Source organism: Terriglobia bacterium (genome assembly GCA_020073185.1).
In the GTDB taxonomy this organism is placed as follows: domain Bacteria; phylum Acidobacteriota; class Terriglobia; order Terriglobales; family Acidobacteriaceae; genus JAIQGF01.
In genome coordinates, this window is record JAIQFT010000050.1 from 18,570 (window position 1) to 33,215 (window position 14,646).

Here is a 14,646-nt window from a genome sequence, read left to right on the forward strand (position 1 = left end):
GCGCACCCGATGAGAATTGCAGAGTACCAACTACAAATTACCAATCCCGGGAGTTTCTCATGCTCAACTTCGACTCCGTGAAAATGGACTTCCCTTCCGACGCCAACATCGTGATCGGCCAGTCGCACTTCATCAAGACGGTCGAGGACATTTACGAGGCCGTGGTGACCACCGTTCCGCAGGCGAAGTTCGGGCTGGCGTTCAACGAGAGCAGCGGTCCCTGCCTGACACGCTCCGAGGGCAATGATGACGAGCTGCGCAGCGCAGCCGTCCGCAACGCAGCGGCCCTCGCCGCCGGCCACATTTTCGTGTTGCTGATCCGCAACGCGTTTCCGATTAACGTGTTGAACGCGCTGCGGCAGGTGCCCGAGGTGTGCAACATCTTCTGCGCCACGGCCAATCCGGTGGAAGTCGTGGTCGCCCGCAGCGCGCAGGGCGGCGGCATCATGGGCGTCATTGACGGACTTGCGCCCAAGGGCGTCGAAGGTCCGGATGACATCATTGCCCGCCACTCCTTCCTGCGCCGGATTGGGTACAAGCGGTAATCCGGAGTACACCGACTGTTACGAAACTCGTGCCGTCCCTAACGGGACTCGAATCTTATTCCACTCGCATACCCGGCACCACTCCACCCCGGAATTGTAAGCCGGATGCAAATTCCTAGCGTCGGCGGCGCGCTCCGGGGGCCGGCCGAAGAGGCCGCGTGCTATACTGTTACAGACGCTAGTGACCACGGTTGGCTTGTGGCGCGGCAGTCCGATTCTAAACAGCCGGCCTGACCTCTCCTTCGATTCCCTGCTCCGTTAGTTTCCAGCGCAAACTAAATCAACGAGTGGCTTCCTTTGCACCTTCGCGAATCGCATCGCATCATGTCATGCGTCTCGCGAGTCGCCCCTCCAGAAAGATTACGATTCGAATGACAACTTTTTCCGAACTGCCTCTCTCTGCGCCTTTGCAGCAGAGACTGGCCGCCTGCCAATTTCACAACCCGATGCCGATCCAGTCGGCGGCGATCCCGCACGCTCTTGCGGGCAAAGACCTGATGGCCACCGCCCACACCGGGACCGGCAAAACCCTGGCTTTCGTGGTGCCGATCATCGAGCGCCTGCTGCAATCGCCGCAGTCGCGCTCCGTCGAGGCCCTGGTGCTGGTTCCCACGCGTGAACTGGCCATGCAGGTGCACGAACAATTTGAACAGTTGCGCGGCAAATCGATTCCGCCGGCAGCGCTGGTCATCGGCGGCGTCGCCGAAAAACGCCAGTTGGAAGCGATTCGATGCGGCGCCCGCGTGTTAGTCGCCACGCCCGGACGTCTGGAGGATTTCCTGGGACGGAGACTGGTGGACCTGCGCCAGGTGAAAGTGCTCGTGCTCGACGAAGCCGACCGCATGTTGGACATGGGGTTTCTGCCTTCGATCCGGCGCATCGTTGGCGTGCTGCCCAGCCAGCGCCAGACCATGTGTTTTTCCGCGACGCTGGAAGCCTCGGTGGCCGGGCTGGTGAGCGAGTACACGCGCAACCCGGTGCGCATTGCGCTGGGCTCCACGCTGAAGCCGGTGGATAGCGTCGAGCTGCAAGCCTTTGAGGTTGCCTCCTCCGACAAGTTCGACGCCCTGAGCCACCTGCTCCGTACGGAGAAGGGGCGCACCCTGGTCTTCGCGCGCACCAAGCGCGGCACCGAGCGCCTGGCCAAGCACCTGGTCCGCGACGGTTTCCTGGCCGCCATGATTCATGGCGACCGTTCGCAATCGCAGCGCACCAGCGCGCTCAGCGGCTTCGATGAAGGCCGCTTCAAGGTGCTGGTCGCCACCGACGTCGCTTCCCGTGGGCTGGACATCCAGGACGTGGCGCACGTGATCAATTACGATCTGCCAACGCTACCGGAAGATTTCATTCATCGCATCGGCCGCACCGGGCGCGCCGGAGCGCGGGGACGTGCTTCCACACTGGTGTCGCCCGCCGAGATTCTGGAACTGCGCAACATCGAACGCGTTCTTAACGTCCGCTTGCAGCGCAGGGAGATCAACGGCGACATCTCGGCCGAAAGGTTGTCCCGCCCGCGCAATACGCTGGCGAGCCGAACCCTGCAGCCTTTGCCCGGCGAAATCTTCGCCTAAAGGCGGATCGGGTAAGCTGTGCGCGGCGCGTGCGATCAAGGCTCTCCGCGCCGCGCATGAGTGCTCGGAACGCCCTGAAATCATTGACTTTCCTTCAGGTTGCGGCTATAGTGAAGGATGAGCCAGAGGGTCATCTCCTCTTTCAGATTCTCTGAATTAAGTCAGCCCATCTGAAGTCCTCCCCTCTTAGCTGCCAAGACCATAAGGAGCTTCTCAAGCCTGTTCCGCGATGGAGCGTATGATCCAGCTACGGCACAACATGAACGGAAAACCAGCTCCCAAGGATGCCAGGCTGGCGCTCCTAGTGGCGGGCAAGTGTGAGGAACTGGAAGCCCTGGCAAAAAAACGGGAGGCGGCATTCACCCAATACCTCAGTGCGCGGCATCATTTCTCGTTGTGCTCGGAACCCGGCACGGAGGGCCACACTGCCGCACTGGAGACATTCGAAGCAGCACGCACGAGACTGCGCCTGAGTCAACGCAACTGGGAAACTCACGTTGCCGCCCACCACATGGGTTGATCCGTCAGCGGCTGCGGCGCAGGCCGGCAGTGCCACTGCCAAACATGAACGAGCAGTTACCGCACAACAGATAAGTGAGGCGCATTTGTTCAAAACTCAAGAGACCGAAAAGCAAACCGAGGTAATCGGGTATTGTCCCAGGTGCGATCAAGCGATCACCTCGGAGCAGTCCACTAGGCTGGTTCTCGGCCAGCTCTACCACGCTGCGCATGCTCCCGGCGCAGGAAAGCGAGGCTAGCCATGCGTCCAAGCCAAACCTTCCAAAAGCGGCAGAAAGAGTTGGCCCGCCAGGAAAAGCAGCGTGCCAAGGCTCAGCGCAAGGCGCAAAGAAAGCTGGAGAAGCAGGCGCCCGAAACAGACATCGAGACGAGCGATTCATCGACCGTCATGAATGGCTCCGACGGCGACGCCCTCCCCGATACCGAGGCCGAGGCAAATTCAGACGAGAGCATTGCGTGAACATGCAAAGCACGATTTGCGAATGCGAGCACGAAAAACGCGACCACGTGTTCCCGCTGATCGGGAAACAAGGTTACGGCAAGTGCAGGGTGTGTCTGTGCGAGCGGTACGCCAAGGTTCAGGCAGGCGACATGGCCGCCCCACCCAAGGCAGGCGGCCAGCCATGAGCAGCGCTTCGCCGCATGGGCATGGAACCCCCGCCATCCGGCGGGTGCTCGAACGGCTGGAGCAAAAGTGCTGTCCCCAAGGTTTGCATGTCATCCTCGAGGAACTGCAATGGATGGGAGACCGCTCCACAACCTACGAAGAGTTGCGGCGTGCCGTACGCACGGAACTGCACGCCGCTCGTCCACGGATCCGGCGCGTCGCAGAAGGGGTTTACTGGTTTGCGCAAACCGACATTCCGCTCGGATGGTCGCTATTCGCCGACAAGCGGATGCTCCCTTGCTTTTACCGAAGATACCCGCCCGCCATCTCCTGGGACGAACTTGACCTTCCCGAAAACGTCCTCCCGCCTCCGCTTAAGCCGCCGCACCAGCCTTAAGCTCGTTGTCCATCACTGCTTGCGCAGCGCGCTCTTTCCCAGGCAGGTGAGAAAAATCGCGCTCTTGCCTGCGGCGTGGGGCGAGAAGAAGTCGACCACATCATCGTCATAAAACGTCAGGCCGCTGGCGCCGAGATACTGCGCGTAGGCCGCCAGATACAGCTTGCCGCCGAGAATTCCCGCCTCCAATTGAGTGGCGCGATAGCCGCGGTTCCCATAGCGCTCCAGGATGGCGTTCAGGTCAGCCAGAAAGAATACGTTGGCGGAAGCGTCGGCCGGAAGCTCCTGTTCCAGTCCCAGATATCTAGCGGGCCGGCGAAAGTCGCCTTCCTTGAGCAGTTCCAGTTCCCGCCGATCACGGTGGAAGTAGTACGCGCCCGGCTGCAGGCCGTCCACCGCATTCACCAGCACGTACAGGTGGTTGAGTTGCGCTCCGGAAGGATTATGGAAGTCGGCGGGGAATCCGCGGGTCGAGCGCTCCAGCATGGTAGAGAGCTGTGCCAACGTGATGGGCTCGCGCGCAAATTGCCGCGTCGAGCCGCGACGCAAGATCACCCTTTCGATGGGATCGCGCGAGAGTTCTTCCTCCGCGGCCGGTTGCAGCGCAATCGTCGGCCCGCACGGCTCAACCGCATCGCTGGGCGTGCGCTGCTCGCGCCAGGCAAGGACTTCCTCGCCACTCGCCAGCGAGGACGCGGCATGCATCGCGCGCATCGCCGGGTAATCCACCTCGTGGTTTGACAGCGGCACCGTCTCCAGGAGCAGAGGCTCCACCGCCGGCGCGGGCGCGACCTGTGGCCCCGAAATCGCGCCGAGCGTCACCATCGAGAAGGCGACCTCGTGGTCTGGGTCGAGATCGAGCAACCGGCTCAGTGCATCATCGGCGAACCCCGTCACCACCGTAGCCGGCAACTGCGTTGCGGTACACATCGCCAGCAGGTTCGCCAGGATGGTTCCGTTGTCCCACCCGAAATGACGATAGGTGCGCGCCTGGTACTTCCACGCGTTGCGCCAATACGTTCCCGTGCAAACGATCGTGGCCGGCGCTCTCTGCACCGCCGGATGCGCGCCGGAGGCATGCACCAACACGCTGCGGAAGTCGCCCGCGCGCAGCTTACGCAGTCCAAACTCCGCCGGGGCGAACTGGTACACGCCCGCTTCCAGTTCCGGCAGATCACCGCATATCAGGTACAGTTCGATCTCATACAGGGCGCCCGTGCACGCCGCGGCGCGCATGAAGATTTCACCGCCGGGATGCGTTTTGCGCTTGGTAATTCCCGCCGAAAAATACAGCAGCAGGACGAGATCGTTCAACGTCGGCAGCCTCGCTTGGTCCGCGCGTACGTCTTCCGCGATCATTGACAGCGCCGCCATTCCCGTCTGCGGCACTTCCTTGGGCAGGCGGATGGGATCTATGGTCGGATAAATCTTGAACGGTAGTGGCCGGTTCGACCAGTCCAGGTAATGCGGATTGGTGCGCACGGCCTGGTAGGAGTACTTGGTGCCGTCGTGATAACGCCACGTAGCTCCCACGTCAGCGTTCTTGGGAAGAGTTGGCATGGGCAAAGGAGAAATGGCGGGGACGACGAGACTCGAACTCGCGACCTCTGCCGTGACAGGGCAGCGTTCTAACCAACTGAACTACGTCCCCGGCTCTTGAACCGGATGCGCCAAAAGATGGTGGGCGGTGCTGGACTCGAACCAACAACCTTCTGCTTGTAAGGCAGACGCTCTAACCAACTGAGCTAACCGCCCCTGCACGAGCAGCTTACAACGGCTTCATGGGCAGTATACGCGACCCGAGAAACCGCGGTCAAACCCTCCAACTTGCGAGTCTCGAACGCCCGCGGGACAATCCAACAACGGTGAGCCTGTTCCTGCAGGCCGGAGCCCTGATTGAAGATCGGCATCACATGTTATCCCACGTACGGCGGCAGTGGCGTGGTCGCCACCGAGCTGGGCATTGAGCTTGGGCAGCGCGGCCACGAGGTGCACTTCATCACCTACGCGCAACCGTTCCGCCTCTCCGGGACGCAGCCCAACGTCTGGTACCACGAGGTCGAGGTCTCGCACTACCCGCTGTTCGACTATCCGCCCTACGACCTGGCGCTGGCCACGCGCATGGCCGAGGTAGCGGAGATTTACGCGCTCGACCTGCTGCACGTGCACTACGCCATTCCGCACTCGGTCAGCGCGTACCTGGCCAAGCAGATGGCGGCGACGGCTCAGCCCAAGCGGCGGCTGCCCTTCGTCACCACCCTGCACGGGACCGATATCACCCTGGTCGGGCAGGACCGATCGTATTTGCCGATCACGCGTTTCTCCATCCAGCAGAGCGACGGCGTCACCGCGATCTCGAAGTACCTGCGCGAAGCGACCTTGAAAGACTTCGGCCTCGGCAACTCCATCCAGGTGATCTACAACTTCGTCAACTGCGACGTCTACCGCCGCGATCCCGAAGCTAAACAACGCCGCCGCGAGTTCGCGCGCGACGACGAGCGCCTGCTGGTGCACCTCTCCAACTTCCGTCCGGTAAAGCGCGTGCAGGACGTGATCGAAATCTTCGACCGCGTGCAAAAGAAGGTTCCGGCCAAGCTGTTGCTCATCGGCGACGGCCCGGAACGCTCACGCGCGGAGTGGATGGCAATGGAAAAGCGCATCCACGACCGCGTTATCTTTCTCGGCAAGCAAGACCGCGTGCACGAGAAGCTGGCCACGGCCGACCTGATGCTGTTGCCGAGCCGGTTGGAATCGTTTGGGCTGGCGGCGCTGGAGGCAATGGCGTGCGAGGTAGTGCCCATCGCCACGAACGTCGGCGGCGTGCCGGAAGTGGTGGAGCACGGCAAAACCGGCTTTCTCGCCAATGTCGGTGACGTCGAGGAAATGGCACGCTGCGCGATCGATCTCCTCTCCGACGATGCGCGCCTGAAGCAGATGGGAAGCGAAGGACGAACTGTTGCGCAGGGGCGTTTCTGTTCGACACGAATAATCCCGCAGTACGAAAAGTTTTATCGCGGGGTGTTGGACGGACGATAGCCCGGGCGGATGCCAAAAGTCAGATGGTCTTTTTTCGCGCGTTCGGCATTGCCGACCGGGCGCGGGGCTTGGGAACCGCCGAGATTACCAACCGCAATAGCCGGTTCACCGACTCCGAACTGTTAAACACTTCCGCAACATCTGGCTGAAGCACCACGGCGACGACGTTTCCTCTCATACGTGAAGCGAAACGGTTCGGTCGCGCCTGCGTGTAATCGAACCCGTACTCCTGGCGCATCTGATTCGCCGATTTACGACTTTGACGTGTTTTGTTCATATTCTCTCCGCTCGGCCGTAGTGGCCAGGCGTGCGCTGATGATCCGAACGCGTCCCTTATTCTCGGTGAAACTTACGATCAACAGGCGCTCACGGCTTGAATGACCAATGATCAATTCCCGGGCCTCTTCCGCGGAATGATCGGGATCACCAAAGATCCGAGCCAGAGGATCAGCAAACACCGTCAGCGCCTCATCAAAACCAACGCGGTGCTTGCGTCGATTCGTTCGGTCCTTCAGCAGATTCCATTCAAAGTCCATCCCTCTTCAGTATACCCGTCAGCAAACGCATTGCCGGTCCTGGCACATGGGATCACCTCTGCGTCCCCGAGCGGGCGTCGGAGTAGGCGGTCGAGACCGACACGCCGACGTCGTAGGACTGCAGCAGCGGCAAGTTCAGGCGGATGAGCGTGCCGCCGACGGAGCCGCTGTCAATCACCATCTTGGCGGATTCGCCGTATAGAACTTTCAAACGCTCGGCCACGTTGGCGATGCCAATGCCGGTGCCCCCGATGCCGGTCGGAGGCTCCAACATCTGTGCCGCGCCCATGCCCACGCCGTCGTCTTCGACTTCCACGATCACATGGCCGTCGCGCAGGCGGCTGCGAAGATAAATGGTTCCGCCTTCGATCTTGGGCGCCAAGCCGTGCTTGATGGAGTTCTCGACCAGCGGCTGCAGCAGCATGCTGGGCACGACGACATCGAGCGAAGCGGGATCGAGGTCCTTGATGACGGTTAGCTTGTCGCGCCCGAAGCGCACGACCTCGATGTCGAGATAGTCGTCAATGAATTCGAACTCCTCGCGCAACTGCACAAAGGCGTCACCCTTGCGCAGCAGGCGTCGCAGGATATTGGCGAGCTTGACGATAACATCGCGCGCCTTGTCGGGATCGAAGCGCACCAGCGACGAAACCGAATTCAGGGTGTTGAACAGGAAGTGCGGATTGATCTGGTTTTGCAGCGCTTCCATGCGCGCCTGCAACAGCGCCCGCTGCTGCTCCTCCAGCTTGATCTCCATGCGGGTGTTGTTCCAGATTTTCATCGGGATGGCGATGCACATGACCGACGCCGCGAAGATCGCAACCAGAATCCAGAAACTCCCGCTGTTCATGCTGAAAATGCGCTGCGGTTGCCAGCGGTGCAGCTCCAGCTTGAGGAAGCGTAAGGCAAGAATGAGGAAGAAGAGCGCGATCTGCCAGTCCACCTTGGGACGCGGCAGGTTGCGGCGGATCCAGCGGTAAATGCTCAGGTCAATAAAGGGCGAAAACGACCAGATGTCTTCCGTGTCCCGGGTCAGCTCGCGCATCTTGCCGGCGATGATGCCCGCGAAAAAGCAGAACGGCAGGTTGAGCCACTCGCGATGCGCCGCCGAGGGCAGCGACACCATGATGCCGCCGAGTGCGCCGGCCAGCGGCCCGCCGATCAAGCCGGTGAGCATGGAACTTTCAAACGAAAGATCGGCGGCGAGGAAGTTGGAGGCGTTGATGCGCACGACCACCCCGAGCGCGAACGGCGTGCCGATCCAGAGAACCAGGTAGAGGGTATGCGAGAGCGAGCGCGGCTCGGTGAAGAGCAAGTCCTTGAAGATGCGCGAACGCACCAACGCGCTGGCGACGGCGGCAGCGACGCCAAGCTGAATCAGCAGATTGATGGCGACCAGGCGATCCATGCGCGTTTCAGGCCTACTCTAGCACGGCGCCACCATCGAGACACTGAGAACACCGAGTCTTTCATATCGTTGTCTCGGTGCACCTCGGTGAACTCGGTGACTCGTGGTTAAAGAGCATTCGTAATCTTCGTCGCGATTGAATTGAGCATGCCGGCGACATCGCTTCCAGCGGGCGGGCCGCCCTGGGCAAGGTCGCGCGCACCGCCGCCGCGTCCGCCCAGCGCGGCCATGGATTCTTTCATCAGTGCGCCCATGTCGAAACGCCCGCTGGCGGATTGCGCGAAGACCAACGACGGCTGCGGCACAGTCGTTGCGAGCAGGGCGACGACTCCGGGATGCAGCGCGAGTTTCTGCGCGAGCAACTTGATGAATCCGAGATCGCGATCGGCGAAGGTGCGCGTGATAAGGCGAACGCCATTGATTTCGGGCGTGTCAGCCACCATCCGCGCCGCCATGAACTCGGCCAACTCGGCCAGCGTTTTCTGCTCGCGCTTCCCTGCCGACTTGGATTCGTCCAAAATCTTGCGAATTTGCTCGGGGACATCGTAGAGATGGCTGGAAAACAGCGCGGCGGCGGAGGTCAGGGTTTCAAAATCCTGGCGCGCGGTCGCGATGGCACGAGCCCCGCAGACGAACTCCACGCGCATGCCCTGCTTCACCTTTTCGGTCTTGCGCACCAGGATGGCGCCGATCTCTCCGGTACGGCCGACGTGGGTGCCGCCGCAGGCGGTGAGGTCATGACCGCGAATTTCGATGAGGCGAAGCTTGTCTTTCACCTCGGGCGGAATTTTCCGTACACCCATCTGGCGCGCTTCCTCGAGGGGGGCAAACTTGATTTCGACCAAAACGTCGTCGGCGATGATTTGGTTGGAGCGGCGCTTCACTTCGCGGATTTGCTCGGGTGACAACGCCTTCACGTCCAGGTCGATGGTGCAGGTTTCGTCGCCCATGTGGAAGGAAACGGTGGGCGCGTTGAACAACTCGATGAAAACGGCGGATAGCAGGTGCTGACCGGTGTGCTGCTGCATGTGGTCGCGGCGGCGGGGGCGATCGATGACGCCGCGGATCACCGCATCCTTCTGAATTCCGACTCCACCCTCAGGAACCTCCACGCAGTGTGCGATGTCGCCACTCGGTAGCTCGGTGACTTCAACGATGCGGAGCTTCGGGCCGTCGGGAAAGTCCGCATCGCTGAGCCAGCCCGTATCGAACAGTTGGCCGCCCGAAGTGGGATAAAAGGCGGTGCGATCCAGAATGATACCGAGGTGTGGGCGCTCCTCGGTGATGTTGCTGAAGGCGACGAAGCGGCCTTCGAATTCGGTGAGATTCGGGTCGGTGTAGTAGAGGCGTTCGGTCATGTCACTTCAAAAAGTATACCCACACGCGAGGGTGCGTGTGCACACCGCAGCCATGTTTAGTAAGGCTGAATGATGCCGCCGATAGAGCGCGGGGCGAGTTTTGCGGAGGCGGATGAGGAGGATTTGGATTTCAGGTAGGAGGCAATGACGTCGATGTATTTGAGGCCGGAGCCGGTGTTGTAGAGGACGACGGTGTCGCTCGGTTTCAGGAAGCCGGAGGCACGGAGCAGGTTGTAGGCGGCCAGGGAGGCAGCGCCTTCGGGAGCGGCGAAAACGCCTTCGTCGCGCGCCCAGGATTGGAATGAGCGCATGATGTCGTCGTCGGTGACGGCAACGGCGGTACCGTCACTCCTCTTCAAAATGTCGAGGACGATGTAATCGGCATAGGCTTTGGGCACGCGCAAGCCGGCGGCAATGGTCGTGGCGTCTTTCCAGGGTTCGGAGACGGGCTTGTGTTCTTCCCAGGCTTTGACGATGGGCGCGCAGCCGGCAGATTGAACGGCGATCATGCGGGGCCGCTTGGCGCCAGTCTTCAGCCATCCGAGCTGCTGCATTTCGTCGAAGGCTTTCCACATGCCGATGAGGCCGACACCTCCGCCGGTGGGGTAGATGACGGCATCGGGCAGGGTCCAGCCAAGTTGCTCGGCGATTTCGTAGCCCATGGTCTTCTTGCCTTCCACGCGGAAGGGCTCTTTGAGCGTGGAAACGTCGAACCAGCCTTCTTCTTCCTTGCGCTCGGCGATGATGCGCGCGCAGTCGCTAATGAGGCCGTCAACCAGATTGACGTGGGCACCATAGGACTGGCACTCGATGAGGTTCGCCTGCGGAACATCTTTGGGCATGAAAATGTGGGCTTCGATGCCGGCGGCAGCCGAGTAGGCCGCAAGCGCGCTGGCCGCGTTTCCGGCGGAGGGTGCGGCAAGTTTCTTCAGGCCGTAGGCGCGCGCCATGGTGACGGCGGCCGACATGCCGCGGGCTTTGAACGATCCGGTGGGATTGATGCCTTCGTCCTTGATGAAGACGTTCGGCATTTGGCGGCTGGGCAGCATGGGCGTGAAGCCTTCGCCGAGGGTGACGGGAGGAGCGTCGGGGAGAGCTTCGGCGTAGCGCCACATGGTGGCTGGGCGCGCGGCGAGGGATTCGCGGGTGAAGGTTTTGCCGATTGCGTTGAGATCGTAACGGACGTACAGCGAGCCGCCGTCACGCGGGCAGATGGTGCGGGGTTGATCGGCGGAGAGGTGTTCGAAGCATTTGGAACATTCGAGGTGGGTGATGTTGGACATGGTCTGCCGCTCAGCCGGTGTGCGGTCGATCAGTCTATCAGCCGCTTCGATTGGAACCAGAGACAATTAACCGCTGAGGACGCGCAGGGAGCAGGTAAGAAACCTTGCCCTACATGCCGGGGATTAACCGGACCAACGGAGAGATGGGGAAAGAACCCCGGGACCGGTTCCGCCGTCCCTGCGGGACTCGAGCCGTACTCTGTCCTTGTTCCCGGCGCTGACGTGCCGGGCTGGATTCTGGCGTCCCTGCGGGACTTCAATCGCGGAGCTGCCGAGAGACGAGTAGCCGAAAGACCGAACGACTACTTCACTCTGGCGGGGAGGATGGAACCGAATCACTACTTCACCTTGGCGCGGAGGATGGAGATGACGTCGTCGGCGGTGATGACGCCGGTGAGTAGGCCTTCGGTGTCCACGACGGGAAGGGTGAGGAGGTTGTATTTGTCGAAGAGCTCGGCGACGTCTTTTTCGGTGCAGCCGGCGTGGCAGGAGATGAGCGGATCGGTGGTGAGGGAGATCAGCGGCGTGTCTTGGGAGGCGAGCACGAGCTTGGAGAGGGGCACGGCACCGACGAGCTTGCCGTCCTTATCGATCAGGTAGATGGTGCTCAAGCTCTCGATGCCGCCTTCGAATTTGCGCAGGTGGTCGATGGCGTCGGCGACCGTAGCGGAGCTGGGCAGCGCCAGGTACTCGGTGGTCATGCGGCCGGCGGCGGTGTCTTCCTTGAACTCGAGCAGTTCGCTGACTTCCTCACGCTGCTCGGGTTCCATCTCCTCCAGGATTTCCTGCGACCGCTTCTCGGAGAGGTCGCCGAGCAGGTCGGCGGCAGCGTCCGGGTCCATTTCCTCGACGATGTCGGCGGCGCGGTCGGAGTCGAGCGACTCCACGATGGAGCGCTGCAGCTTGGGCTGGATCTCTTCCAAGGCCTCGGCGGCGACTTCCTCGTCGAGGGTCTCGAAGACAGCTTCACGCTCGGCAGGCGCGAGTTCTTCGACGATATCCGCGATGTCGGCGGGGTGAAGCTTGGCAAGGCGGTCGTGCGAAATCTTCAGCTTGACGCGGCGCGCGGGGTCGGTCTCGATGAGATCAACGAATTCCCAGGGAATCATCCTCTCCGGGATTTTCCGCAATAGCCCGCGGAGAGCGGCGCCGGGAACCAATCCTTTGAGCAGGCGGCGGACGGCGCCGCGGGCGCCGACATCGACGGCGGCAAGCTTGAGGGCCAGCTGGTGATTGCTGAGATCCTGCTGGAGGTCCACGTCGTTGACGCGGACAACCTTGCGGCCGTGGACGTCGATGATCTGCTGATCGAGCAGGTCGCGCTCGAGCAGCAGCAGACCTTCGGTACTGGACAAGGCGGGCCAGTCGCCGGCCTTGGAACGTACCCTGACCGCGGCGTTGATGGATTCTACTTCGGCGAGCGCGAGGAGATGATCCACGCCGGAGCGAGCACGGACAACCAGGGCAGAGATGCGGATGGGATCGTCCTGGGGGCAGAGGGCGACCTCGCGGACACGTCCGGCGACAACGCCGGAGGAGTCAACGACCGGCGCCTTCAGCAACTCGGTTAGGGCGAAGGTGGACGTAAGCGGGCTCCAGGCTGCAGGCTTCGGGCAAGAGGGTCTCACCTGATGCCGCGGTTCACGTGTCTATGGTGCTAAAGTGAGAATACTGAAGTGACGCTCGCGAATCCACAGTGGTGTGCATGAAATATCATCCGGGGCTACGGGAACGAATTTGGGAAAGGCGTGGACTCGGGCTCAAAACCGTACGCCCAAAACAGTACGCGTTGACAATCCTCGTGAGCAAAGGCAAACTACCCGCTCTGCGGGAGAGAGCCGCCGCGGGCCCAGAGCTGAGTGGCGGCAATCCAGGGGTAGTCCCGAGACTATGTCAGGTATGACCGCCATGCGGGTTTCCTACAGGATGGACTCGACCCTGGAGAGCGTGAACCAGGCCGAGGAGATCGCCACCAAGATGGCGACGAAACTCGGATTTGAGGACGAGGACGTCAATCGAATTTCCATGGCAGTACGGGAAGCGGCGGTAAACGCGGTGCTGCATGGCAACGCGTATGATCCGGACAAGAAAGTGACGGTGGGATTGGAGAACACCGGCGGGAAGCTGGTGATTACCGTCACCGACGAGGGCTTGGGGCTCAAGCCGGAAAATATTCCCGATCCGCTGACGCCGGAGAATTTGTTGAAGCAATCAGGACGCGGGATTTTCCTGATCCGGGCTTTTATGGACGAGGTGCGCATCCGTAACCTGGAACCGGGAACCGAGATAACCATGATCAAGAACGTCCACGGCCAGGGTGCCGAGGGCAAGGAGGCAAGCAAGTGACAATGAAATCCAACACGCGACAGGTAGATGGGGTCACGATTGTTGACCTGAGCGGGCGCATCACCCTGGGCGAAGGCAGCGTGGTGCTACGCGACTTGGTGCGCGAGCTGCTCGGCCGTGGCAACAAAAAGATCCTGCTCAACCTGGGCGACGTGACCTACATCGACAGCTCGGGAATCGGGGAGTTGGTCAGCGCCTTCACCACGGTGCGCAACGGAGGCGGCGACCTGAAGTTGCTCAACCTGACCAAGAAGGTGCACGACCTGCTGCAGATCACGAAGCTGTACACCGTGTTCGACATTAAGGACGACGAGACCGCCGCGGTTTCTTCTTTCGGCAAATAATCCTACCGGGGGCGCGGTTGTGCATCCGCGGCACGCGCAACAGGAGCGCGTACTGCGGATGCAGGCTCCAGGCTTCAGGCGAACGGTGCAAGGATTCCCGTGAAAACTTTCGCCATCCTGCTCGTCTCGACGGTGTTGTGGTCGAGCACGGCGGCGGCGAAGTGTATTCCGATGGAAGAAGCGGAGAAGCGGATCGGCGACCAGGCGTGCGTCACCGGCAAGGTGGTGAAGGTGGCGCAGAGCAAGGCTGGAACCTTCTTCCTGAATTTCTGCGAAAAATACCAGGACTGTCCGTTCACGGTCGTGGTCTTCCCTTCCAACCTGAAAGATGTGGGCGACGTGCGCGAGCTGGAGGGGAAGATGATCGAGATTTGGGGCAGGATCACGATCTGGCGCGGGCACGCGGAGATCGTGCTGCGAGACGCGCATCAACTGAAGGGCGAAGCGGCGAAGCTTCCGCCGGTGCCGAAGGAGTACGACGCGGAGAGGAAGGGCAAGTTCAGCCCGAAGGCGCCGAAGCCAAGTCACGACAACGCACCGCCGCAGTGACAATTTAGGAAAATGGGGTATCTACTTCACTCAGGTAGCCCCTATAGGTTGTGGTTGGCCGTCGTCGCCTTAGCGAAGCCCTTCACCATCGACTTGTACGGCGCTGGTCCCACCGCTACGGCTTGCTCGGCGAGGCGCAGGAAGAGC

The 14,646-nt window shown here is 61.4% G+C and carries 15 protein-coding genes and 2 tRNA genes; 9 read left to right on the top strand and 8 right to left on the bottom strand.

From position 1 onward, the window contains the following. Positions 1 to 59: 59 nt before the first annotated feature. The 5 genes from LAN64_15960 to LAN64_15980 all read left to right on the top strand — a co-directional run bounded on the left by LAN64_15960 (position 60) and on the right by LAN64_15980 (position 3,639). Complete coding sequence (locus LAN64_15960; protein MBZ5569333.1) at positions 60 to 545, top strand: adenosine-specific kinase; 486 nt, start codon at positions 60 to 62, stop codon at positions 543 to 545. Positions 546 to 874: 329 nt separating this feature from the next. Next, positions 875 to 2,116 carry a DEAD/DEAH box helicase gene (locus LAN64_15965; GenBank protein MBZ5569334.1) on the top strand — a complete coding sequence of 414 codons (1,242 nt, stop codon included), beginning with the start codon at positions 875 to 877 and terminating at the stop codon, positions 2,114 to 2,116. A gap of 238 nt (positions 2,117 to 2,354) precedes the next feature. Further along, positions 2,355 to 2,636 (top strand): hypothetical protein, encoded by a 282-nt coding sequence (locus LAN64_15970; GenBank protein ID MBZ5569335.1) that lies wholly within the window; start codon positions 2,355 to 2,357, stop codon positions 2,634 to 2,636. A gap of 240 nt (positions 2,637 to 2,876) precedes the next feature. Further along, positions 2,877 to 3,095 carry a hypothetical protein gene (locus LAN64_15975; GenBank protein MBZ5569336.1) on the top strand — a complete coding sequence of 73 codons (219 nt, stop codon included), beginning with the start codon at positions 2,877 to 2,879 and terminating at the stop codon, positions 3,093 to 3,095. 163 nt (positions 3,096 to 3,258) lie between these two features. Beyond that, complete coding sequence (locus tag LAN64_15980; protein ID MBZ5569337.1) at positions 3,259 to 3,639, top strand: hypothetical protein; 381 nt, start codon at positions 3,259 to 3,261, stop codon at positions 3,637 to 3,639. A 12-nt stretch (positions 3,640 to 3,651) separates the two neighbouring features. Here LAN64_15980 and LAN64_15985 read toward each other — a convergent pair whose 3' ends face one another. From LAN64_15985 to LAN64_15995, 3 genes are all read right to left on the bottom strand, one after another. Next, positions 3,652 to 5,199: a SagB/ThcOx family dehydrogenase gene (locus LAN64_15985; GenBank protein MBZ5569338.1), complete on the bottom strand. Its 1,548-nt coding sequence runs from the start codon at positions 5,197 to 5,199 to the stop codon at positions 3,652 to 3,654. Positions 5,200 to 5,213: 14 nt separating this feature from the next. Then, positions 5,214 to 5,290: transfer RNA gene (locus LAN64_15990), tRNA-Asp, on the bottom strand. 27 nt (positions 5,291 to 5,317) lie between these two features. Further along, a tRNA-Val gene (locus LAN64_15995) sits at positions 5,318 to 5,394 on the bottom strand. Positions 5,395 to 5,535: 141 nt separating this feature from the next. Between LAN64_15995 and bshA the strand changes: the two genes are divergently transcribed. Next, positions 5,536 to 6,675, top strand: a complete 1,140-nt coding sequence (gene bshA / locus LAN64_16000) for an N-acetyl-alpha-D-glucosaminyl L-malate synthase BshA (GenBank protein ID MBZ5569339.1) — start codon at positions 5,536 to 5,538, stop codon at positions 6,673 to 6,675. Positions 6,676 to 6,926: 251 nt separating this feature from the next. Here the strand turns inward: bshA and LAN64_16005 are convergent, their stop codons facing one another. The 5 genes from LAN64_16005 to LAN64_16025 all read right to left on the bottom strand — a co-directional run bounded on the left by LAN64_16005 (position 6,927) and on the right by LAN64_16025 (position 12,888). Beyond that, a complete protein-coding gene (locus LAN64_16005) occupies positions 6,927 to 7,211 on the bottom strand; it encodes a BrnT family toxin (protein MBZ5569340.1) in 285 nt (94 codons plus the stop codon). A gap of 52 nt (positions 7,212 to 7,263) precedes the next feature. Then, positions 7,264 to 8,619: a histidine kinase gene (locus LAN64_16010; GenBank protein ID MBZ5569341.1), complete on the bottom strand. Its 1,356-nt coding sequence runs from the start codon at positions 8,617 to 8,619 to the stop codon at positions 7,264 to 7,266. 107 nt (positions 8,620 to 8,726) lie between these two features. After that, the gene (locus LAN64_16015; protein MBZ5569342.1) at positions 8,727 to 9,977 is read right to left on the bottom strand and encodes an alanyl-tRNA editing protein; all 1,251 of its coding nucleotides are present in this window, start codon (positions 9,975 to 9,977) and stop codon (positions 8,727 to 8,729) included. 56 nt (positions 9,978 to 10,033) lie between these two features. Continuing rightward, positions 10,034 to 11,260, bottom strand: coding sequence for a threonine synthase (locus tag LAN64_16020; protein MBZ5569343.1), 1,227 nt, complete (start codon positions 11,258 to 11,260; stop codon positions 10,034 to 10,036). A 338-nt stretch (positions 11,261 to 11,598) separates the two neighbouring features. Beyond that, the gene (locus tag LAN64_16025; GenBank protein MBZ5569344.1) at positions 11,599 to 12,888 is read right to left on the bottom strand and encodes a CBS domain-containing protein; all 1,290 of its coding nucleotides are present in this window, start codon (positions 12,886 to 12,888) and stop codon (positions 11,599 to 11,601) included. 271 nt (positions 12,889 to 13,159) lie between these two features. On the opposite strand from LAN64_16025, the gene LAN64_16030 reads away from it, so the two are divergent. From LAN64_16030 to LAN64_16040, 3 genes are all read left to right on the top strand, one after another. Continuing rightward, the gene (locus LAN64_16030) at positions 13,160 to 13,606 is read left to right on the top strand and encodes an ATP-binding protein (protein MBZ5569345.1); all 447 of its coding nucleotides are present in this window, start codon (positions 13,160 to 13,162) and stop codon (positions 13,604 to 13,606) included. Then, a complete protein-coding gene (locus LAN64_16035) occupies positions 13,603 to 13,950 on the top strand; it encodes an STAS domain-containing protein (protein ID MBZ5569346.1) in 348 nt (115 codons plus the stop codon). Before LAN64_16030 ends, LAN64_16035 begins: the two co-directional genes overlap by 4 nt. A gap of 99 nt (positions 13,951 to 14,049) precedes the next feature. After that, complete coding sequence (locus LAN64_16040; GenBank protein ID MBZ5569347.1) at positions 14,050 to 14,499, top strand: hypothetical protein; 450 nt, start codon at positions 14,050 to 14,052, stop codon at positions 14,497 to 14,499. The last annotated feature ends 147 nt before the right edge of the window (positions 14,500 to 14,646 follow it).